The organism is Glutamicibacter sp. M10 (assembly GCF_025452055.1).
Taxonomy (GTDB): domain Bacteria; phylum Actinomycetota; class Actinomycetes; order Actinomycetales; family Micrococcaceae; genus Glutamicibacter.
This window is the reverse complement of record NZ_CP104918.1, coordinates 2,445,446-2,466,043: the sequence shown is the minus strand read 5'-3', so window position 1 is coordinate 2,466,043 and position 20,598 is coordinate 2,445,446. Positions and strand designations below refer to the sequence as shown.

Annotated in this window: 16 protein-coding genes and 2 pseudogenes; 14 read left to right on the top strand and 4 right to left on the bottom strand. The window is 55.0% G+C overall.

Features of this window, described 5'->3' with window-relative positions:
* The first annotated feature begins 114 nt into the window (after positions 1 to 114).
* Both N6V40_RS12145 and N6V40_RS12140 read left to right on the top strand, forming a co-directional pair.
* On the top strand, positions 115 to 837 hold the full coding sequence (locus N6V40_RS12145; RefSeq protein ID WP_131088140.1) for a beta-ketoacyl-ACP reductase: 723 nt from the start codon (positions 115 to 117) through the stop codon (positions 835 to 837).
* Positions 838 to 902: 65 nt separating this feature from the next.
* Entirely contained in the window at positions 903 to 1,652 is a 750-nt protein-coding gene (locus N6V40_RS12140) for an SDR family oxidoreductase (RefSeq protein ID WP_131088141.1), read from the top strand.
* 161 nt (positions 1,653 to 1,813) lie between these two features.
* Here N6V40_RS12140 and N6V40_RS12135 read toward each other — a convergent pair whose 3' ends face one another.
* Together N6V40_RS12135 and serB are read right to left on the bottom strand one after the other, a co-directional pair.
* A complete protein-coding gene (locus N6V40_RS12135; protein ID WP_131088142.1) occupies positions 1,814 to 3,544 on the bottom strand; it encodes a VanW family protein in 1,731 nt (576 codons plus the stop codon).
* A 162-nt stretch (positions 3,545 to 3,706) separates the two neighbouring features.
* A complete protein-coding gene (serB, locus tag N6V40_RS12130) occupies positions 3,707 to 4,627 on the bottom strand; it encodes a phosphoserine phosphatase SerB (RefSeq protein WP_262197818.1) in 921 nt (306 codons plus the stop codon).
* A 123-nt stretch (positions 4,628 to 4,750) separates the two neighbouring features.
* On the opposite strand from serB, the pseudogene N6V40_RS12125 reads away from it, so the two are divergent.
* The 5 genes and pseudogenes from N6V40_RS12125 (at position 4,751) to N6V40_RS12105 (ending at position 8,823) form a co-directional block, all read left to right on the top strand.
* Positions 4,751 to 5,535 (top strand): annotated as a pseudogene (locus N6V40_RS12125) (ABC transporter ATP-binding protein).
* 28 nt (positions 5,536 to 5,563) lie between these two features.
* Positions 5,564 to 6,361, top strand: a complete 798-nt coding sequence (locus N6V40_RS12120) for a sulfite exporter TauE/SafE family protein (RefSeq protein ID WP_131088145.1) — start codon at positions 5,564 to 5,566, stop codon at positions 6,359 to 6,361.
* Between the two features lie 4 nt (positions 6,362 to 6,365).
* A complete protein-coding gene (locus N6V40_RS12115) occupies positions 6,366 to 7,199 on the top strand; it encodes a TrmH family RNA methyltransferase (protein WP_131088146.1) in 834 nt (277 codons plus the stop codon).
* A gap of 148 nt (positions 7,200 to 7,347) precedes the next feature.
* Entirely contained in the window at positions 7,348 to 7,605 is a 258-nt protein-coding gene (locus N6V40_RS12110; protein WP_131088147.1) for a type B 50S ribosomal protein L31, read from the top strand.
* Between the two features lie 162 nt (positions 7,606 to 7,767).
* Positions 7,768 to 8,823: a lipoate-protein ligase LplAB gene (locus N6V40_RS12105; protein ID WP_131088148.1), complete on the top strand. Its 1,056-nt coding sequence runs from the start codon at positions 7,768 to 7,770 to the stop codon at positions 8,821 to 8,823.
* Between the two features lie 81 nt (positions 8,824 to 8,904).
* Here the strand turns inward: N6V40_RS12105 and pepN are convergent, their stop codons facing one another.
* Together pepN and N6V40_RS12095 are read right to left on the bottom strand one after the other, a co-directional pair.
* Positions 8,905 to 11,553 (bottom strand): aminopeptidase N, encoded by a 2,649-nt coding sequence (pepN, locus tag N6V40_RS12100; RefSeq protein WP_262197816.1) that lies wholly within the window; start codon positions 11,551 to 11,553, stop codon positions 8,905 to 8,907.
* Between the two features lie 63 nt (positions 11,554 to 11,616).
* On the bottom strand, positions 11,617 to 12,342 hold the full coding sequence (locus N6V40_RS12095; protein ID WP_131088150.1) for a FadR/GntR family transcriptional regulator: 726 nt from the start codon (positions 12,340 to 12,342) through the stop codon (positions 11,617 to 11,619).
* 311 nt (positions 12,343 to 12,653) lie between these two features.
* Between N6V40_RS12095 and N6V40_RS12090 the strand changes: the two genes are divergently transcribed.
* The 7 genes and pseudogenes from N6V40_RS12090 (at position 12,654) to N6V40_RS12060 (ending at position 20,590) form a co-directional block, all read left to right on the top strand.
* The gene (locus N6V40_RS12090) at positions 12,654 to 14,090 is read left to right on the top strand and encodes an ABC transporter substrate-binding protein (RefSeq protein WP_131088152.1); all 1,437 of its coding nucleotides are present in this window, start codon (positions 12,654 to 12,656) and stop codon (positions 14,088 to 14,090) included.
* A gap of 100 nt (positions 14,091 to 14,190) precedes the next feature.
* Positions 14,191 to 15,147: an ABC transporter permease gene (locus N6V40_RS12085; protein ID WP_131088153.1), complete on the top strand. Its 957-nt coding sequence runs from the start codon at positions 14,191 to 14,193 to the stop codon at positions 15,145 to 15,147.
* Between the two features lie 30 nt (positions 15,148 to 15,177).
* Positions 15,178 to 15,849 carry an ABC transporter permease gene (locus N6V40_RS17730; RefSeq protein ID WP_396268656.1) on the top strand — a complete coding sequence of 224 codons (672 nt, stop codon included), beginning with the start codon at positions 15,178 to 15,180 and terminating at the stop codon, positions 15,847 to 15,849.
* A 90-nt stretch (positions 15,850 to 15,939) separates the two neighbouring features.
* Positions 15,940 to 17,949, top strand: a complete 2,010-nt coding sequence (locus N6V40_RS17725; RefSeq protein WP_396267797.1) for an ABC transporter ATP-binding protein — start codon at positions 15,940 to 15,942, stop codon at positions 17,947 to 17,949.
* Positions 17,950 to 17,997: 48 nt separating this feature from the next.
* Entirely contained in the window at positions 17,998 to 18,945 is a 948-nt protein-coding gene (locus N6V40_RS12070; RefSeq protein ID WP_262197814.1) for a dihydrodipicolinate synthase family protein, read from the top strand.
* A gap of 11 nt (positions 18,946 to 18,956) precedes the next feature.
* Positions 18,957 to 19,892: pseudogene (locus tag N6V40_RS12065) on the top strand (ROK family protein).
* Positions 19,893 to 19,903: 11 nt separating this feature from the next.
* Positions 19,904 to 20,590, top strand: coding sequence for an N-acetylmannosamine-6-phosphate 2-epimerase (locus tag N6V40_RS12060; protein ID WP_262197813.1), 687 nt, complete (start codon positions 19,904 to 19,906; stop codon positions 20,588 to 20,590).
* Positions 20,591 to 20,598 lie beyond the last annotated feature (8 nt).

Genomic DNA, 20,598 nt, shown 5'->3' with positions numbered 1-20,598 from the left:
GTAACTAATAGGATTGATCACGGAGAAGCTACTTAACTAGGCAAAGTGCGTCAGACGAGGCCCCGATCACATGATTCGGACACGCTTGAGTAGGCGCATGAATGGAGAAATACATTGACTACGGAACCAACCACTGGCCGCAGCGTCCTCGTGACCGGCGGCAACCGCGGCATCGGCCTTGCGATCGCTCGTGCCTTTGAGGCTAACGGCGACAAGGTAGCTATCACCTACCGCAGCGGCGAGGTTCCCGCCGGCCTGTTGGGTGTCAAAGCTGATGTCACCGACAGCGCATCGATCGATGAGGCGTTCAAAGAAGTTGAAGCAACGCACGGTCCAGTAGAAGTACTTGTTGCTAATGCGGGCGTCACCAAGGACACCCTGCTCTTGCGTATGAGTGAAGATGACTTCAGCTCGGTAATCGACACCAACCTCACCGGCGCCTTCCGCGTTATTAAGCGCGCAAGCAAGGGCATGATGCGCCTGAGGAAGGGCCGTGTTGTCCTGATCTCCTCGGTAGTCGGTCTCTACGGTTCGCCAGGACAGATCAACTACGCAGCATCCAAGTCCGGCTTGGTAGGCATCGCTCGTTCGTTGACCCGCGAGCTTGGCTCCCGTGGCATCACCGCAAACGTTGTTGCACCTGGCTTCATCAACACCGAAATGACCTCTGTGCTGCCAGAAGAAACCCAAAAGGGTTACCTGGCTAATATTCCAGCCAACCGTTTCGCCGAGCCAGAAGAAGTAGCCAACGTTGTTCGCTGGATCGCCAGTGACGAGGCTGCTTACATCTCCGGCGCCGTGATTCCCGTTGACGGCGGCCTAGGCATGGGCCACTAGAAGTTTTCATTGCCCTAAGTAAGGGCACAATCAATTTTCCCGAAGACCTAAGGAGAACAATCAAAATGAGCGAATACAAAGGTGCAGTAGTTACCGGTTCCTCCCGCGGCATTGGTGCGGTTACCGCACAGCTGTTGGCAGAGCAGGGCATTGGCGTTGTAGTGAACTACCGCGCAAAGGCCCCACGCGCAAACAAGATCGTTGCAGCGATCGAAGCAAAGGGTGGCAAGGCCGTAGCTGTTGGCTCGGACCTGACCACCGTTGAGGGCCCACAGGCTTTGGTTGACGCCGCAGTTGAGAACTTCGGCTCCCTAGACGTACTGGTACTGAACGCTTCGGGTGGCATGGAAACTTCCCTCGGTGAGAACTACGCGCTGCGTTTGAACCGCGACGCACAGGTAGCCATGCTCACCGCAGCATTGCCAAAGATGAGCGAAGGTGGCCGAGTTGTATTCGTCACCAGCCACCAGGCACACTTCATCAATGAAGTTTCCACCATGGGCGCTTACGACGAAGTGGCCAAGTCCAAGCGTGCCGGCGAAGACGCACTGCGCGAGCTGATTCCACAGCTGAGCGAAAAGAACATCAGCTTTGTAGTTGTCTCGGGTGACATGATCGAGGGCACCATCACCGCAACCCTGCTTAACCGCATGGAGCCAGGTGCAATTGATGCTCGCCGCGAGGCCGCTGGCAAGCTGTACTCCGTTGAAGAGTTCGGCGCTGAAGTTGCCAAGATGGTCTTTGCTGACGTTGAAACCGGACACACCGAACTGGTTGGCGGCGCAGGAGACTTCCTGGAGCAGGCCGGTAAGTAACCTGCAGCTTTAGCAACACCAAAGGCTGGTGTTCAGCATCTCTCACGGATGTTGGACACCAGCCTTTGTTTTGCACCCTTGGATCATCGGTAGGATTCTAAAAAATCGCCGGATGCCTTTGTTTGAAAAGGCATCCGGCGATAGTCAACTAATGGATTCTGTTATGGCTTTTCGCCACAAATGATCTTGTTCCATGGGCTGTAAGTCCATGTCTTCTTATCGGCTGGGAGCTTAGCGGAACCGTCAATGGACTCACGGTAGCGAGTGACATCGATGGTGAAGCCCTTTTGTCCGCCAGATTCTGAAACACACTTTTCAGCGCTGTTGTACTTGGTTTCAGGATTGGTCTTGTTGTACTTATCCGAGGTCTTCTGGGTGACCTTCCAGTACTTGGTGGACCACAGGCGGGTATGAACCGCATCGTCGTCAACCCAAGCCTGAACCATCACGCCATACTTAGTGTTGTTCTTCCAGATCATATCGACCTGGCCTTCCCACAAGGTAGCTTCACGACCAGCAGGGTAGCGGTCAAACCAGCGGGAGTGAGGCTTGTGGGTGATGTCGTCGTAGCCGGCCAGGAAGCCGACGTTGTACATCTGAGTGGAAATCTGCGACAGGCCGCCACCAACTGCTTCCGAGCTGAAGCCGTTTTCAACAACACCTGAAGTGAAGTAACCGTTAGCCTCGGTGATTGGGCCCAGGGTATCTAACAATGAGAATTGTTCGCCAGGCTTAACAATGACACCGGTGACTCGTGCGGATCCGGCCTTCAGGTTCTTGGTGCGGACCTTATCTGAGGCAGGATACGGAGTCGAGAAGTCAACGATCGGTTCCTTGATGCCCAACTCCTTGGCATCCGCGGTAGTGAAGTCCGGTTCAGTTTCGGTCATCTTCACGGTTGCAGTGCGGTTAGCAGCGGTGGTCGCCGCTAGCACCTTTGCGCCCAAACCATCGGTTTCCAGAGAAATGCCGTTGGCTGACTCGGTGATCGAAGGCTTACCGTCCTTCAAAGTGATCTTTGCATCCTTGGCGGTGCTGGAAAGATCCGTGCCCTTGGTCGCTGACTTGTACAACTTCTTGTCATCCAAAACAATGGCAGGCTTGCCATCCTTAGGTGCGTACGAAGCTGCGCTTGCGATGTCTGAAGCCGAAACGGTGGCCTTCTTATCGCCCGAATCAAGGGTTACGTCATCCTTGAGCAACGCCTTGACCTGATCATCGTAGAAGGTCTGCAGATCCTTTTCAGCGATCTGTGGTTTCTTCACCTCTGCGGGCAACTCGATAGCGGAACCGTCGATGGACCATTCATCACTGATTTTCTCGACGGCGTCGTCGGTGTTCAAAGCGACACCATCAACCGGCTTGGTCAGTTTGGCTTGTCCGTCAGCGAACTCAATGTTTCCCTCAGAAGCTTCGGCATTGGCCTTCTTAGCCAGAGCCTCTACCTGGGTCTTGAGCTTGTCCTCGTCAACATCAAGGTCAGGAGTGACGTTGTAGTCGTTGGTGAGTCGTTCATAGAGCTTGACCGGATTGACCTCGTAGGAGGTAAGGTCTTCGACCGTGTCAGCGACATTCAGGCTCAAGCCAGCCTTAGCTGGATCTAGCTCGTAGTCCTTGCCGTTAACCTTGAGCGCGACAGGCTTTTCGGCCAGCGGAGTTGCGACTTTGGCAAGTTCCGCCTGAGCCTCATCCTTGCTCATGGAACCGATAGTTACACCGGCCACCGAAGCGTTGGCCGGAACCTGCGAGCTGATCACTGCGGCAGCGCCGAAGTATGCCGCAGTAAGGGCTACCGCGCACGATCCGCCGATGATCCAAGGCTTAGCCTTGCTCTTCGACTTCTTCTTGTTAGAAGGCGTTGCGGGGTTAGTGTCCTGAGGTGTGGTCTGCACTGGTATTAGAGTTCTTTCGAAAGCGTAATGTTGATGCCGCTCGGTCGAGGTATCTACCACAGGCCATTAATGCGTCAGTCAAAATACTAACCGCTGGAGCAACTGAACAACGTGCCTAAAGGCCCGCATGTACCGAATTGTTATCTAGTTGTCGGGAAACAACTAGCTAAGATCATCAAGCACAAGATCAGCAATAACATCCAGACGACCAAAATCTAGACGCACATCGGCTTGATCACGCAGCGCTGGCTTCGCATTAAAAGCGATACCCAATCCTGAGGCTGAAACCATAGACAGATCATTGGCACCATCCCCGGCAGCGATAGTGGCAGCCAGTGGAATCTGGTGTTCCTCAGACCATTGACGAAGTTTCGTTTCCTTCATCGTGCGGTCAACAATCTCGCCGTGGACGGTTCCGTCCAGGATTCCGTCAGTGATACCCAACGTGTTAGCAAGGGCATGGTCCAAACCTAGCGTCGCCGCGAGTGGGTCGAGGATCTGCTGGAACCCGCCCGAAACCACTGCGACCTTGTGGCCGGCTTCGTGGAAGCGTTTGACCAGCGATGGTGCGCCATCTGAGAAGATGATGCGCTGACCGACTTCCTGAAGCACAGAATCGGGAAGATTTTTTAGTGTGGCCACCCGTTGAATCAATGACTGTGCGAAGTCCAGTTCTCCACGCATCGCGGCCTCGGTGACTGAAGCGACTTCCGCTTCGCGCCCAGCGTGCGCTGCGAGCAGTTCAATAACTTCCTGCTTAATCAACGTCGAATCAACGTCCATGAGAAGCAGTAGCTGCTTCGCGTCACTGATCTCATCTGGAACAACAGCAAGGCATACATCGGAATAACTGATGTTTCCAGCGCTCACCTGTGAATCGAGGAATGAACTGGCATCGTCTTGAAGTTCGCTACGCTCAGAATCAGGCAGATGCAACTTGGTAACTAATCGATCTTGGCTGGTCTTGATCGATTCCTCGCTAACCTCCGGAATGAGGTGTGCAGCTACAGCAAGTTCCAAAAGATTAAGGAACTGCGTGCGGGGCAGAGAAGGGCGAGAGACAAAAACCAGTGAAGAAGCCATGCAACCAATTTTCGTCGATTCTGTGATTACGACCAAACATGACGGTGCTGACCGGGAGATAAGCGGTGATTTGACGGTGATTCAATTAGTGAATTAGCACCGAAAAGTCTAGTCTTGAATACCATGAGCGAAGTGCTAACTTTCAAAGATGTCAGCGTAGTACGCGGGCGAAAAGAACTGCTCAAGGACGTGTCCTGGGAAGTTAAAGAAGGACAACGATGGATCGTGCTCGGTGCTAACGGCGCCGGCAAATCGACCCTCATGAATATTGCGGCCGCTCGGTTGCACCCTACCCGTGGAACTGCCGACATTCTCGGCGAACGACTAGGCCGGGTTTCAGTATTTGATCTGCGCCCCTGATCGGCTTGAGCTCTGCCTTGGTGGCGAATTCTATTCCAGCCAGTGAGACTGCACTGAACGTTGTGGTGACTGCTGCCTACGGTACTACCGGGCGTTGGCGTGAACAGTACGAAAAGCTTGATGAGCGTCGTGCTTTCCAGTTGCTACACCAGTGGGGTATGTCCACTTTCATGAATCAGCCTTTTGGCAAACTCTCCGAGGGTGAGCGTAAGCGTGTATTGATTGCTCGCGCATTGATGACTGACCCGGAACTGATGATTCTGGATGAGCCTGCAGCTGGACTGGACCTTGCAGGACGAGAAGAACTCGTCGCGCAAATGGCCGAATTGGCAGCCGACGAAGACGCACCTGCGTTGGTTCTCGTGACCCACCACCTTGAAGAAGTTCCTGCCGGATTTACGCACATCATGATGATGCGTGAAGGCGAAGTTGTTGCCGCTGGCGAACTTGAGTCCACCCTTACCGAAGAAAACCTTGAAGCGACGTACGGTCTCAAGCTGTCCCTTCGCCGCGAAGGTGGACGATTCTCGGCTTTTGCCAAGATCTAAGAGAACTATCTAAAGGGGATCACTCCGCGTGGTTGAATTTTGGCGTGAAGCCCTGATCTTTATAGGTGGTCTCTGGGCCGGAACCATCAATACCGTTGTTGGTTCCGGCACTCTGGTTACTTTCCCTATTCTTGTTGCCTTGGGTACTGCGCCGGTCAATGCGGTTGTATCCAACGCAATGGGTCTAGTCGCCGGAGGGTTCTCCGGAGCTTGGGGCTACCGCCGAGAAGCGGCAAGCGTCAAGAAAACACTGCTCAAGCTGATTCCCGTCTCACTTGTTGGTGGTCTGATCGGTTCGTTACTTCTGCTCAACCTTCCTGAAAGCGTTTTCGGGGTCGTCGCTCCGGTGCTGCTCATTTGTGCACTGGTCTTGGTGATCTTCCAGCCTCGACTGGCTACGTGGGCCAAGTCCCGCCAAGCGGCCCGAGGTGGCTCGGATCCTGATGCGGCAGACCGTGCCAAAATACCGATGATCTTGTATATCTTGGTCTTCGTTATCGGCGTTTACGGTGGCTACTTCACGGCGGCACAGGGCGTTCTGCTGATGGCGGTCTTTGGGGTATTCCTGCACGCATCGTTGCAACAGTCCAACGCGATCAAGGTAATTCTTTCGCTGATCGTTAACCTCATGGCCGCCGTGATGTATCTGCTGATCGCCCCCGAGCGCATCAACTGGCTCATCGTCTTGTTGATTGCGGTCGGATCACTGATCGGTGGCTTTATCGGCGCCAAGATTGGACGCAAGCTTTCGCCTGGTTGGCTACGCGGACTCATCGTGGTTCTGGGATTGATGGCCCTGACCAACATGATCATTAAGTTGCTGTAGAGCCATGAACGAGATTGTGAATCCTGAACGCATCTTGCACGTTGCAGATCTAGAAGATCCCCGTTTAGATGAATATTTGAGACTCTCCGAAGCGCATCTGAGGATGCGAACGGACGTTGAAAATGGACTGTATATAGCTGAAAGCACCAAGGTAGTTCAGCGCGCTATTAATGCTGGCCATGTTCCACGTAGCTTCCTGTTGGCCGAAAAGCATTTGGGCCAGTTGACCGAAGAGTTTAATAAGTTCCCGTCCGCCCCGATCTTCATCGGACATGACAAGCAACTAGAAGACCTGGTTGGATTCCATCTGCATCGCGGTGCAATGGCATCAATGAATCGCCCTGAACCGCTCGACTTGGATCAGGTTCTCGAATCAAGTTCGCGAATCGCGATTCTTGAAGACATCGCAGACCACACCAACTTGGGCGCGATCATTCGGTCCGCGTCCGGACTCGGTATCGATGCTGTGCTGCTGACACCTAAATGTGTTGATCCTTGGTATCGCCGAAGCGCACGCGTTTCTATGGGCACCGTATTTGATCTTCCGTGGGTTCGGTTGGACAACTGGCCCACCGATATTCAAAAGCTCAAGTCTCATGACTACGAACTACTTGCGATGGAACTGACCGATGATGCCGTGGCACTGAATGATGTCCGTATTAAACCGGGCGAAAAAATTGCGATGATCTTGGGCAATGAAGGCAGGGGAGTGACGCAAGAAGCGTTAGCTTTGGCTGACCGCACAGTCATCATTCCGATGCATCGCGAAGTTGATTCGTTGAACGTGGGTGCGGCTAGCGCTATTGCGTTCTGGCATCTGTGCTCCGCACCACGCTAACAGGGTTCTCCATAGGTGAAATAGTGCGATAGGATGTAATGTCTGTGTGTTTCGAGTTCTTCAATGATCTCTGCTGCATATGACTAAATTTCCGAGTAGGTAGCTGCTGGCAAAATCCAGTGGCCAATTAACATAAAGGTGTATAGCTATGAAAGCTGATATCCATCCAAAGTACGCCGCTGTGGTTTTCAACGACCTGGCATCCGGCGAAAAGATCTTGACCCGTTCGACCGCAACTTCGGACAAGACCATCGAGTGGGAAGACGGCAACACTTACCCAGTGATTGACGTTGAAATCTCGGCTGCTTCGCACCCGTTCTACACCGGTAAGCAGCGCATCATGGACACCGCTGGTCGTGTCGAGCGCTTCAACGCCCGCTTCAAGGGCTTCGGCGGCAAGAAGTAATACTTCGCCCCTCGCAAGCTTTATGCGACGTGCTTCCATTTTTGGAAGCACGTCGTTTTGCTTTAACGCGACGATTTTCAGCCCTTAATTCAGGATTCGCTGATTCTGTGATCTGCACGCTCGTGCGCTGTGGAAAGCGGTGGTCAGGGATAGACTAGTGGCATGATGCATCATGGTGAATACAAGGTTGTCGGTGGCAAATTAGTCGTTGTAGATCTCGATAGCAAAGATGGAAAGATCACCGACGTTTCACTCAACGGTGACTTCTTCTTAGAACCTGATGAAGCGTTAGAAGACCTCAATGCAGCGGTGCTGGGCCTGCCAACAGACGCCAGCCACAGCACCATTAGGGATGCAGTCACCAAGAACCTGCGGACCGGCGCAGTCATGTTCGGATTTGATGCAGATGCCGTGGCGCGAGTGGTTCGTCGAGCTCTCGGCCACGCAACCAAATGGGAAGACCACCAGTGGGAAGTGCTGGGTCCAGAGATCATCCCGATTGCTGAACAAGTAGCTCTCGACGAAGTCCTCACCCGGCAAATCGCTCAAGGTGTGCGTAAACCAACCATTCGCTTCTGGGACTGGAACGAAGGCGCAGTAGTTATCGGCTCCTTCCAGTCACTGAAAAACGAAGTGGATATGGAACAAGCACAAAACTATGGCATCAAGGTTGTGCGCCGCATTTCCGGTGGCGGTGCGATGTTCATGGAAGCGGGCAACTGCATCACCTACTCGCTTTACGCCCCAGAGTCCCTAGTTGACGGCATGAGCTTTGCCGATTCATACCCGTACCTGGATGCTTGGGTGATGGAAGCGTTGGAGAGCATTGGACTTAAAGCTCACTACAAGCCTCTGAATGACATTGCCACCCAGACCGGGAAAATCGGCGGTGCCGCTCAAAAGCGATTGGCCAACGGCGCTATGCTGCATCACGTCACGATGAGCTATGACATTGATGCTGAAAAGATGACTCAGGTGCTGCGCATTGGCCGTGAGAAAATTTCGGACAAGGGGATTACGTCAGCGGTAAAGCGAGTAGATCCCTTGAAGTCCCAAACAGAGCTGGACCGTTTGGAAATCATCAAGGTCATGATGGATACCTTCGCAAAGCGAACTGGTGCCAAGCCTGCGCAACTTGACGAGGAAACTCGCGCTGCAGCCAAGAAGCTGGCCGAGACCAAATTTGATACCGAGCAGTGGACTGCCCGCGTTCCATAACCGTATTGGTACAGGCAGACAAGGAGCCCGGACCCTCGGATGAAATAATCATCCAAGAGTCCGGGCTCCTGTGTTGTGGACCTACCGGCTGGTGCGACTGAACGCCTGAGCATTCAGCGAGCGTTCCAACTCAGCACGCTCTTCCAAAAGGATTCGCTTCAGTGCTGTAGGAGCTTGAGCATTATCTTCTAGCCATTTTGTGGCGCAGGCTAATGCCTGATTCTGTTCTACCGAGCCATCCAAGTCCTGATGTCCAGGGAACAGGCCCTCGATCACTCGGGTTGCGAATTCCATGCTCATCGTTTCAAAGACGGGCAAGATAGCTGCCCAGAAACGAGACTCGAATGGGGCCAGCAGAGAAGCCGAACCCAGCGAGAATCCCAAGGCTGTGGCGGAGAGAGCGTCATTGGACAGTTCTGACTTCTCGTCGCGAGCCATGAGTACGGTATCGAAGGCAGATTCCTTCACCTGTGCGTCTGGTCGCGCAGCTAGTGCCGTACGTACCGCGTTGTGCGCAATACTTGTTGGGTTCGCTTTGGCCACGGCATGCATTTGGGCTTCAGCTGATGCATCCAGCCGACCCGATGCTGCCAGAGCAACGTACGAGTTCCAGAGCAGCTGCTCATCGACAGTTACCTGCAGACGGTTAGGCTGTTCGCCCAGGAACGCATCAATAACCTCGTTGGCAACTCCGGATCGCGCGAGCCGGGTCAAGATTCGCGCGGTGGTCGTCTGCTGATCGCTGCCCGGTTCAAAGATGGCGAGCCAACCAGTGAGTACCTCAACGGCTTCACTTCGAAGCTCGACGCGCAATTCAGGAGCAACGTACTTGCTGATGGAATCAACCAACTGGTTGGTCAGCACGGTGAATACACCGGCATCGGTAACCGTATGTGCGTGAGCCAAAATGGCCTTGGCGTAGCTCTGTGCGTCCAAGGTCGCCGAGCGCACTGCGTCCCATAGTGAAGCCCAGCAGGTTGCTCGCGGAAGCGAGTCGGTCAGGCCCGAAAGGTTATTGAGCAAAGTGGAACGAGAAGCAGCATCAAATTCGATGAGCGCGTAGGTCTCGTCACCATCGTTGGGCAATAGCAGATCAGGAACTTTTCGGCCCACCAGGAAATCAAGGGCCACGGCCTGGCCTGTGAGTTCTACCGGGACAGAATCGGTACGTACCAGTTTGCCTTCACGAAGTTCGTACGCGCCAACGCTGAGCACATGCGGACGGATGATCCGCTGACCGGAAATGGGATCTGTGCCAAATTGCTCTAACTGAGCCGCTGAAATGAAGCCTTGCTCATCGGTGCTGTAACTGATCTTGAGCTTTGGTACTCCGCTGGTCTTTAACCATGCGTCGGCCCACTGGCGCATATCGCGACCACTGGCAGATTCAAGGGCCTGAAGGAAATCTTCAAGCGAAGTATTTGCGTAGGCATGCTTACGGAAGTAGGAACGTGCTGCATCGCGGAAAGCTTCTGCGCCGACAAAGGCCGCGAGCTGTTTGAGGACGCTGGCTCCCTTGGCATAAGTAATGCCATCGAAGTTCTGGTCGGCAGCCAGAAGGTCAGGGATGTCCGCAACGATTGGGTGCGTCGTTGGCATCTGATCGGCCACGTAGGCCCACGCCTTGCGGCGGGCCGCGAAGGTGGTCCAAGCGGTGGTGAAGTCGGTGGCTTCGTCATTGGCCAGGGTGCCAATGTAATCAGCAAATGACTCCTTGAGCCACAAGTCGTCCCACCACTTCATGGTGACCAGGTCGCCAAACCACATATGCGCCATCTCATGCATGATGGTGTTGCCGCGCTGCTCGTATTGAGCCTCGGTAGCGTGCGAAGTGAAAACGTAGCTTTCAGTGAACGTCACCAAGCCAGGGTTCTCCATGGCGCCGAGGTTGTATTCAGGCACGAACGCCGAGTCGTACTTGCCCCACGGGTAAGGGTAAGCAAACAGCTCATGATAGTAATCCAGTCCGCGGCTGGTCAGCTCTAGAATCTCTTGGCCATCAAAGTGTTCGGCTAACGAGGCACGGCAGGTAGCTGCCATTTCGATAACCAATTCTTCTCCGTCGGGCAATTCTTGGACATGCTCCGCACGTTCCACATGGTACGGACCAGCCAGCACTGCAGTGATGTAGCTGGAGATCGGTGGAGTGGGGGAGCATGCCACTGTTTTGGTGCCGTCGTCGTTAAACACTTCGTCAACGATTGGCTGATTGCTAGCCAAATGCCATGCCGAGGGGCCGGTGAGGGTGAAGCGGAAACTGGTTTTCAGATCTGGCTGTTCGAAGCAGGCGAAAACCCGCCGAGCCTCCGAAGGCTCAAATTGGGTATAGAGGTAGGTTTCCCCGTCTTGGGGATCAACAAAGCGGTGTAATCCTTCGCCGGAGCGAGAGTACAGTGCCTGACCGGTAATCCTCACGGTGTTGGGCGCATCGGTGCGCAAGGTATCCAGGTAGATACGAGCATCGAGTACCGCGCTGGAAAGATCAATAGCCGTTCCATTAACCAGGACTTCTTGAACGGACTCGTGAATGAAGTCGAGGAAGGTATCGGCTCGTTTTGAGGAGAAGTTTAAGGTAGTAATCGAGGTGAAACTGAGCGCGGAAGGATCACTCGCGTTGCCTAAGTCCAGTTGAACTTCAGCGAAGTGCCAAGTGATGTTTTCAGCGCGCCAAGCCGCCTCGTCGCGTCTTAGATTTTCATTGGGTGCGTAGCGTTCTAGTGTGTCCACCATCCCAGCTTAGCTGTGAAATGAATGTTTGAGACCTTGCGGAGTTTACTAATTCGCTTGGTCTTCTTACTCAGAGGCGCGTTTGGCCAGCAAGGCGCGGATCCCGTTGAAGTGTTCTGAAATCAATGACCGGGCAGTACCCACGTCACGGCTGCGAACGGCGTCGAGGATATCTCGGTGATCCTGTGCCGTCTTGGCTGGCTGGGTGATTTCCGTGTCGGTATCGATGGCATCGTAGATGGTCCGATAGACGTCCCAAAACACTCCGAGGAGATTGGTCAAAAGCTGATTTTCTAGCGGTTCAAAGAGGATGCGGTGAAAAGCCTTGTCTTGTTCAACAAAGGTCTCATCGCGTTCGGCGTGAGCTTCCATCTCGGTGACTACCTGCTCTAGTGCCTGCAAATGCTCTTTGGTCACCGACTGAATGGCCAATCCGATCAGTCCCGTTTCTAGTGCTTGGCGCACGTCCACCAGTTCGTTGGCTTCGTGCCCGTGATGCCGGAGAGAAAGCTGTCCACGGAAGGCTAGGGACTCCTGCAATGCGTTGAGGTTTTCCTTGGCTACAAACATGCCAAACCCATGGCGGGTATCAACAATGCCTAGTGCTTGGAGAACCTTGACCGCCTCGCGCAGCGAGTTGCGTCCTACGCCAAGCTCAGCCATCAGTTCTTGTTCTGTCGGCATCGGGTCGCCGGGCAACAAGCCGCGATCAAGGATCAGAGTTGTGATGTCGTTGGTCAGGGTGCGTAGTCGGGCGCGTGCATCTGGCCGGCGTACAGGTGGAGTGCTCAATGGATCCTCCGTTGTCCTTGGGTGCTAATTTAAAAATTGTGAAGTAGTTGACCATAGGGTGTGTCTCGCACTACAGTCTAAACCATAGATGGGACATCCTACGTCCTACAACATGCACTTTTGACCTTGGAGTTGGCACCGATGGCGCTAAAAGAAGTAGCCAATAAGCCCTTTGCACGTCGAGATTTTTTCGATTCACCGGAATGGTCGGCGCTGCGGCAGCATTTTCTGCCAGCTTGTAGGCTTGTTCCTCGGTTTCCACTAGTACCGGAGGCGGCACTGGCGCCGGCACCGGAACTATTGAAGCCGGCATGTCGTACGCACTTTCCACCGGCTTTGATCCGATGACATCTTCGGGCGCAACTCCATTTGCGGCCAACATGCACATCTTTGAGGGTCTAGTTGATCTTCACCCGGCCACTCGCGAGCCATTCCTCGCCTTGGCTGCAGCCGGCCCAAAGCAAGTTGACGACACTACTTGGGAAGTGGAACTGCGCGAGGGTGCGAAGTTCCATAATGGTGACCCGGTCACTATTGAAGACGTTGTCTACTCATTCGAACGCGTGCTGGATACCAAGAACGCGTCGCTCTTTGCTCAGTTCATCCCTTTCATCAAGTCGGTCAAGGCTAAGGGCAAGACGGCAGTGACGTTCAAGCTGAACTATGCCTTCCCACTCTTTGCCACGCGCATCTCGGTGGTCAAGGTTGTTCCTAAGTCTGTTGCTTCTAAGGATCAGGCAGCCTTCGATGCTGCGCCTGTGGGCAGTGGTCCGTACAAGTTCGTCTCGGCCACCAAAGACGACAAGATTGTCTTTGAGAAGTTTGACGGTTACAACGGCAAGTACGCAGCTACCGCTAGTGGCATGACCTGGTACCTGCTCTCGGATGCTGCCGCTCGCGTCACCGCAATGGAATCTGGCCGTGTCCAGGCTATTGAAGATGTTCCATACCTAGATATGGACCGTCTGGCTTCCAAGGTCACTGTGAAGACCGCGGATTCCTTCGGCCTCTTGTTCTTGATGTTCAACTGCTCCAAGAAGCCGTTCAACGATCCGAAGGTACGCCAGGCACTGCACTACGCCTTGGACACCGAGTCAATCATTAACACCGCATTGTTGGGCAAAGCGAAGCCGGCAAGTTCATACATGCAAGAAAGCCACCCACGGTACATCAAGGCTTCCACCGTGTACTCCCATGATGCAGAAAAAGCAGCCAAACTGCTTAAGGAAGCTGGTGTGGACAAGCTCGAATTTGAGCTACTCACCACCGACACCTCGTGGGTCAAAGACATTGCCCCGCTGATCCTCGAATCTTGGAACAAGATTCCGGGCGTCAAGGTCACGATGAAAAACCTGCAGTCCGGTGCGTTGTATACCGACAACGTTGATAGCGGAAAGTTCAGTGTTGTCGCGGCCCCTGGTGACCCTTCGGTCTTCGGCAACGACCTGGACCTCTTGTTGAGCTGGTTCTACCGAGGCGAAGTCTGGCCAAAGGCTCGCTTCCGCTGGAGCGACACCGCGGAGTACAAGGAACTGCAAAAGCAGCTTGACGCGGCTATCAAGACCGAAGACAACAATAAGGCCATGGAAGCGTGGGGCAAGGCAATCAATATTGTTGCCGATCAGGTTCCCCTGTACCCAATCCTTCACCGTCAGTTGCCTTCGGCTTGGGACGAAAATGCGCTGGAAGGCTTCCAACCATTGCCTACGACCGGCATCTCGTTCGTCGGCGTCAACCGAAAAGCCTAGCTGGCCCATAGCTCCGGTCCGCACCCCGAATCATCGTGGTGCGGACCGGAAACTACTGGCACATTGAACTGCACGCTTCGATAACCAACGGAGTTATTTCATGGGGAATTTCCTCAACCTGCTATTACGTCGCCTTGCTGCACTGCCGGTGATGATCCTAGGCATCTCAGCCTTGGTCTTCATCATCATGAAGCTTGCCCCAGGCGATGAAGCCACCAACGCCTTGGGCGACAGCGCATCAGAGGCGGCCAAAGAGGCCTACCGCGAAGAGCGGGGCCTGAATGACTCGTTGATCATCCAGTATTTCAAATTCATCGGACAACTGATCCGTTTTGATTTTGGTGTCACCACGCCGCCGGCCCAGTCCGTATCAGCAATGATCGCAAAGGCCTTCCCGCTGACCTTGCAGCTAACTTTTCTCGGTGTGATCATTGCCGTGATTATCTCGCTGGCATTCGGTTTGCTCGGAGCTCTATACCGTGACCGCTGGCCGGATCAAGTAGTCCGAATTTTCTCCATTGCAGCCATCGCCACCCCATCATTCTGGCTTGGCATCCTGTTAATCCAGTGGTTCGCACTGGGTAAAAACCCGCTGCTTCCATCCGGTGGTGCGGCTGCCGCCGGCTCCGGTTTGGGCACCTGGTTCATGCACATGATCCTGCCGGCCTTGGCCTTGGCAATCCCCGTTTCCGCATCCCTGACCCGCGTGGTTCGTACCTCGATGGTCGAAGAACTTGACCGCGATTATGTGCGAACCGCCATTGGTAACGGTGTGCCTCGGGGTGAAGTGATCTCCTGCAGCGTGCTACGCAATGCATTGGTCACCCCGGTAACCGTTCTAGGCCTGCGAATCGGCTACCTGCTGGGCGGTGCAGTAGTCATTGAAATGATCTTCTCGCTTCCGGGTATGGGGCAGCTGATCATGAACGGCATTACCAACAAGGACACCAGCCTAGTTCAGGGAGTCACCCTGACCATTGCGCTGACCTTCGTTCTGGTCAACACCATCGTTGACCTGCTCTACTTGCTGATCAACCCACGTATTAGGACGGTGTAGCGATGACCATCATGGGCTCCACGCAACAACCTGGTCACTCGACTCTCCAGCGGCGGCGCACGCTTCAAAGCGCTGCCAATTGGCTCAAAAATAGCTCTGGCCTTCTTGCTGATCATTGCAGTCTTGGCGGTCTTTGCACCGCTGATTGCTCCGCATGATCCGCTAGATACCGGCATTCCAGCCCAAAAGCCGGGTGCAGAACACTTCTTCGGAACCGACCGACTCGGCCGAGATATATACTCGCGCTTGCTCTACGGTGCCCAAGCATCCTTGATTGTCGGCTTGGGCTCCGTGGCCTTGGCGCTGGTCCTTGGTGGACTGCTCGGAGCGCTGGCTGCAACAAGCGCTAAGTGGGCTAATGAAACCATCATGCGCATCATGGACATGGTCATGGCATTCCCGGGCATCGCCCGTGCCGCTGCACTGCTGGCATCACTGGGAAATACTCTGCCGGTGATCATCTTGTCTATCGCCATCATTTACACCCCACAGATCGCCCGTGTTGTTCGAGCGAACGTATTGGCCCAATGGGGCGAAGACTATGTTCGCGCAGAACGAGTGATTGGTGCTGGACGATTCTTCATCCTCGGCAAGCACGTATTGCGTAACTGTGCGGCACCGGTACTTGTTTTTGCCACCGTGATGGTTGCCGACGCGATCATCCTGGAAGCTTCGCTGTCCTTCCTTGGCGCGGGCATCTAGGACCCGGCACCAAGCTGGGGCAATGTGATCTCTTAGGGTCGCAACCTGGTACTCAACGGTGCCTGGTGGGCTACCACCTTTGCCGGTCTGGTGATCTTGTTGACGGTTTTGGCGCTGAACATTCTGGCTGAAGGCATGACCGATGCTCTGGTGAACTCCAAGCGTTCAGGGGCAAAGCCGAAGTCGGATCAACCGGCAGTTCAAAAAGCCCGCCCAACCATGGACGGTGCTGCCAGCGAACGCCTGCGGACTGAATTGGATCTGCTCTCGGTAGCCGAAGCCAAGCGCAATGATCGTTTGGTTCTAGACACCTCCAACGGGGTCCCACGCACCATCTTGGAAGTTTCGAATCTGTCCATTCGCTTCCCCGAACGTTATGGGGATACACCAATCGTGCAGAACGTCTCCTTCTCGGTACGCGAAGGCGAAACCATGGCGTTGGTTGGCGAATCAGGCTGTGGCAAGTCCATTACCTCGCTGGCTATCATGGGTCTGCTCGGTAAGAGTGCAAAGCTGAGCGGTTCAATCACCTTCGACGGCAAAGAACTGCTTCCCGCCACCATCGATGGTGGGACCCTGGCTGGCGATGACAAGGTCTACAAGGGCCTTCGTGGTGAACAAATCGCCATGGTCTACCAAGATGCCCTCTCTAGCTTGAACCCATCCATGCTTGTTGGTGACCAGCTGCGACAGCTGACCAAGCGTGGCGGACGCAAGAGCCCAGAAGAACTGCTGAACCTGGTCAAGCTTGATGCCAAGCGCACCCTGCGTTCCTACCCTCACGAGCTCTCCGGCGGTCAGCGTCAGCGCGTCTTGATCGCTATGGCACTCTCGCGCAGCCCGAAACTGGTGGTATGCGACGAACCGACCACCGCACTGGACGTCACCGTTCAGAAGCAGGTTGTGGAACTGCTCAACGAGCTACGTGAGCAATTGGGCTTCGCTATGGTCTTCGTTTCACACGACTTGGCCCTCGTCGCTTCGCTGGCGCACCGCGTGACTGTCATGTACGCCGGACAGGTAGTTGAATCCGGTCCGATTAGCGATGTACTCAAAGACCCGCACCACGAATACACTCGCGGTTTGCTTGGAGCGGTACTGTCCATTGAATCGCAGTCCGAGCGCCTGCACCAGATTCCTGGGACCGTGCCAAGCCCGTACGACTTTGCTGACGGCGACCGCTTTGCGGAGCGATCCCTACGTGAAGACGCGGATCCATCCCGTCACTTGTCCTTTGTGCCGGTGGCTGCGGGAAGCGAACACCGATGGGCGAGCCATAGTGAAAGAAGTAGGAGCAGCGAAATGAGTCAAGTTCCAGTCATCGAACTGCAAGACATTCACGTGCACCACAAGATTCGTGGCGGAAAACTTTTCAGCCCGCGTTTGGTGAAGGCCGTGAACGGTGTGAACTTTACGGTGCACCGCGGACAGACCGTGGGCATCGTGGGCGAATCCGGCTGTGGGAAGTCCACTTTGGCCTCCGTACTAGTTGGGCTGCAAGAACCAACCAGGGGCAAGGTGCTGTTCAACGGTGAAGTGGTGGCAAAGCGCAACGCGGCCGGACGAAAGGCCTTTGGCCGTTCGGTAGGCGTGGTCTTCCAAGATCCCGCCACCGCGTTGAATCCGCGCATGTCCATTATGGATACGCTCACCGATCCACTGCGCGTACATGGAATCGGCAATGACAAATCCCGCCAAGCCAAGGCGTTGGAGCTGCTGAACGTGGTAGGCCTGCCTGCCTCGGCTGCCTCTGCGCTACCTAGTCAGGTCTCTGGAGGCCAGCGCCAACGTGTAGCTATCGCACGAGCCTTGGCCTTGGAACCGGACGTTATCGTGGCTGACGAACCTACCAGCGCACTAGATGTTTCGGTGCGTGCTCAGGTACTGAATTTGCTAACAGATCTGAAAACCCAGCTGAACTTGGCCATGGTTTTCATTTCTCACGACATTCAAACTGTCCGCTACGTCTCCGACGTAATTTGCGTGATGAATTCCGGAGAAATCGTTGAACGCGGCGACGCTGCGCAAGTTTTCGATTCACCAACCAATGACTACACCCGCACTTTGCTGGGTGCCGCTCCGGCCCTGCTGGAACACTAAAATCCATAGCCTGCCTAACGCAGGCTTCAGAAGAAAGATCCGATTTCCGTGGCTTATCAGAATAATCCAAAATACACCGGCGTCATCCCACCGGTAGTTACCCCACGCACTGCCGACGGAAGCATTGACACTGTTGGCCTGGACGCCGTAGTTGAGCACCTCATCAAGGGTGGAGTCAGCGGGCTGTTTGTGCTTGGCTCCTCGGGCGAAGTCCCATACCTGACCAATAGTGAACGCGATAGCGTATTGCGCCAGATCGTTGCCACCAATGCAGGACGAATTCCGGTACTGGTTGGTGCCAGCGAACAGACCACCGCTCGCGTAATCGACGAAGGCTCCCGACTCATCGCTTTGGGCGCCGACGCCTTGGTAGTGACCACACCGTTCTACGCCATCGCTAACGGTTCAGAAATCGAAGCTCACTTCACCGCAATTCACGAAGCGCTGAAGGTCGTTATCTTCGCCTACGACGTGCCAGTTCGTACGCACCACAAGCTGCCATTGGATGTGGCAATTCGTCTTGCTGAATCCGGTGCCATCGTTGGTGTTAAGGACTCCTCAGGCGACGACGTATCCTTCCGCCAGCTGATCCTGGCCACCAAGCATGTCCAGGGGTTCTCGGTCTTCACCGGACACGAAGTTGTTGTGGATGGCGCACTCTTGGGTGGGGCACACGGCGTTGCCCCTGGCCTTGGAAACGTCGACCCGGCCGGTTACCGTCGCCTCTTTGATCTTGCCCAGGCGGGTTCGTGGGCTGAAGCTGCCGCCGAACAGGATCGCCTCGCACGAGTCTTTGACATCGTTTACACCCCGGATGCATCACGAGTCTCTCCTGGCGCAGCCGGGCTGGGCGCGTTCAAGACCGCATTGGTAGAACTGGGTGTCATCTCCTCCAATGCGATGAGCGCACCAATGGTGAACCTGGACGAAAGTGAAGCGGCGAAGATCCGCGAGATCCTTGCCGAAACCGGCCTGCTGGCCGTGGCTGTCAAGTAGGTTCAAAACCAGTGCAAGAAAAACACAGCGGCACCGGCGCAGTGCTGGCCTTAGATGTAGGCGGCACAAAAATCGCCGGTGCCGTAGTCCACCCCGATGGCAGTACTGGCTTTCGTGCCCAACTTCCCACCCCAGCGCAAGCTGGATCTACGGCAATAATTGAGGCCATGGATTCAGTAGTTGCTCAACGGCAGTCGCACTGTGACAGCGTGCCTGTTGGACTAGGTATTGGATCCGCCGGGGTCATCGATCCACACACTGCGAAGGTGGTTTCGGCAACCGATACGATTCTAGGCTGGGCTGGAACAGATCTGTCGGCCGCTCTGGGTGACGCTACCGGGCTAGAAGTGCGCGCCGTCAACGACGTCCATGCGCACGGTTTAGGCGAAGCTCGATTCGGCGCAGGCCAAGGAGCCGACTCGGTCATGCTGCTGGCCGTTGGCACCGGCATCGGTGGTGCGTTTTTCACCTCAGGGCAATTAGTCAGCGGATTCCATCACGTAGCTGGCCACATGGGTCATATCGATTCGCCCTACGCCGCGGGACTTGAATGTTCTTGTGGTCGGTTTGGCCATGTTGAAGCAATCGCTGCAGGACCAGGAATCTATCGGCACTATTAGCGCTTGGCCAACAACCCTGACGTTGGTGACACTAAAGCAGTGACCACGCTGGCCAACTCCGGAGATCAACAGGCACATAAAGCCTTGTACATCGGGGGATTAGCGGCCGGAAGCGCCACTGGTTCTCTGGCCAACGTTCTTGATCCGCAAAGGATCATCATTGCCGGTGGCATGGCCGGAGCCGGCGACATCTGGTGGGATGGGCTGCGCGCAGGCTTCGCGGCTAGCGCCATCAATCTTGTCAGCGGCACCGAACTGAGCGTCGCCAAACTCGGAACTGACGCAGCACTTATCGGAGCAGCAAGCCTGTTCTGGACAGAAAGTTAGAGGAGTAAAAGTTGTTGTTATCAGCGACGGACCTAGAAAAACTACGTGGATCATTGATCGTCTCGGCTCAGGCATATCCGGGGGAGCCGACGCGTAATCCACAGATCATGGCGCAGGTGGCTGCCTCAGCGGTCATCGGTGGTGCCGCGGCGGTGCGAGTTCAAGGCATAGCTGATATTCAGTTCACCCGCTCAGCCGTTGAAGTCCCGGTGATTGGTCTGTTCAAGGATGGACACGAAGGCGTATTTATCACTCCCACCATCCACCACGCATTGGCTGTGGCAAACGCAGGAGCGCATATTGTTGCCTTGGATGGCACGTCGCGTGAGCGTCCGGACGGAAAATCACTTACTGAAACGATTACCGCGGTGCATGAACGTACCGGTGCCTTGGTGATGGCTGACTGCGGCTCACTAAATGATGCATTGGAGGCGGCCGAGGCCGGGGCCGATCTGATCGGAACCACACTGGCCGGCTACACCGGCGAACGAGAAAAGACCGAAGGCCCAGATCTAGAACTGTTGGCGCAGATCGCCGGGGCGCAATTGGGCCGTCCACTGATCGCTGAGGGACGGATCCACACTCCAGCACAAGCTAAATCAGCACTTGATGCCGGTGCTTTTGCGGTGGTTGTCGGCACTGCTATCACCCATCCGGCCAGCATCACCGGCTGGTTTGATCAAGCGATGCGAGGCTAGTTCCAATT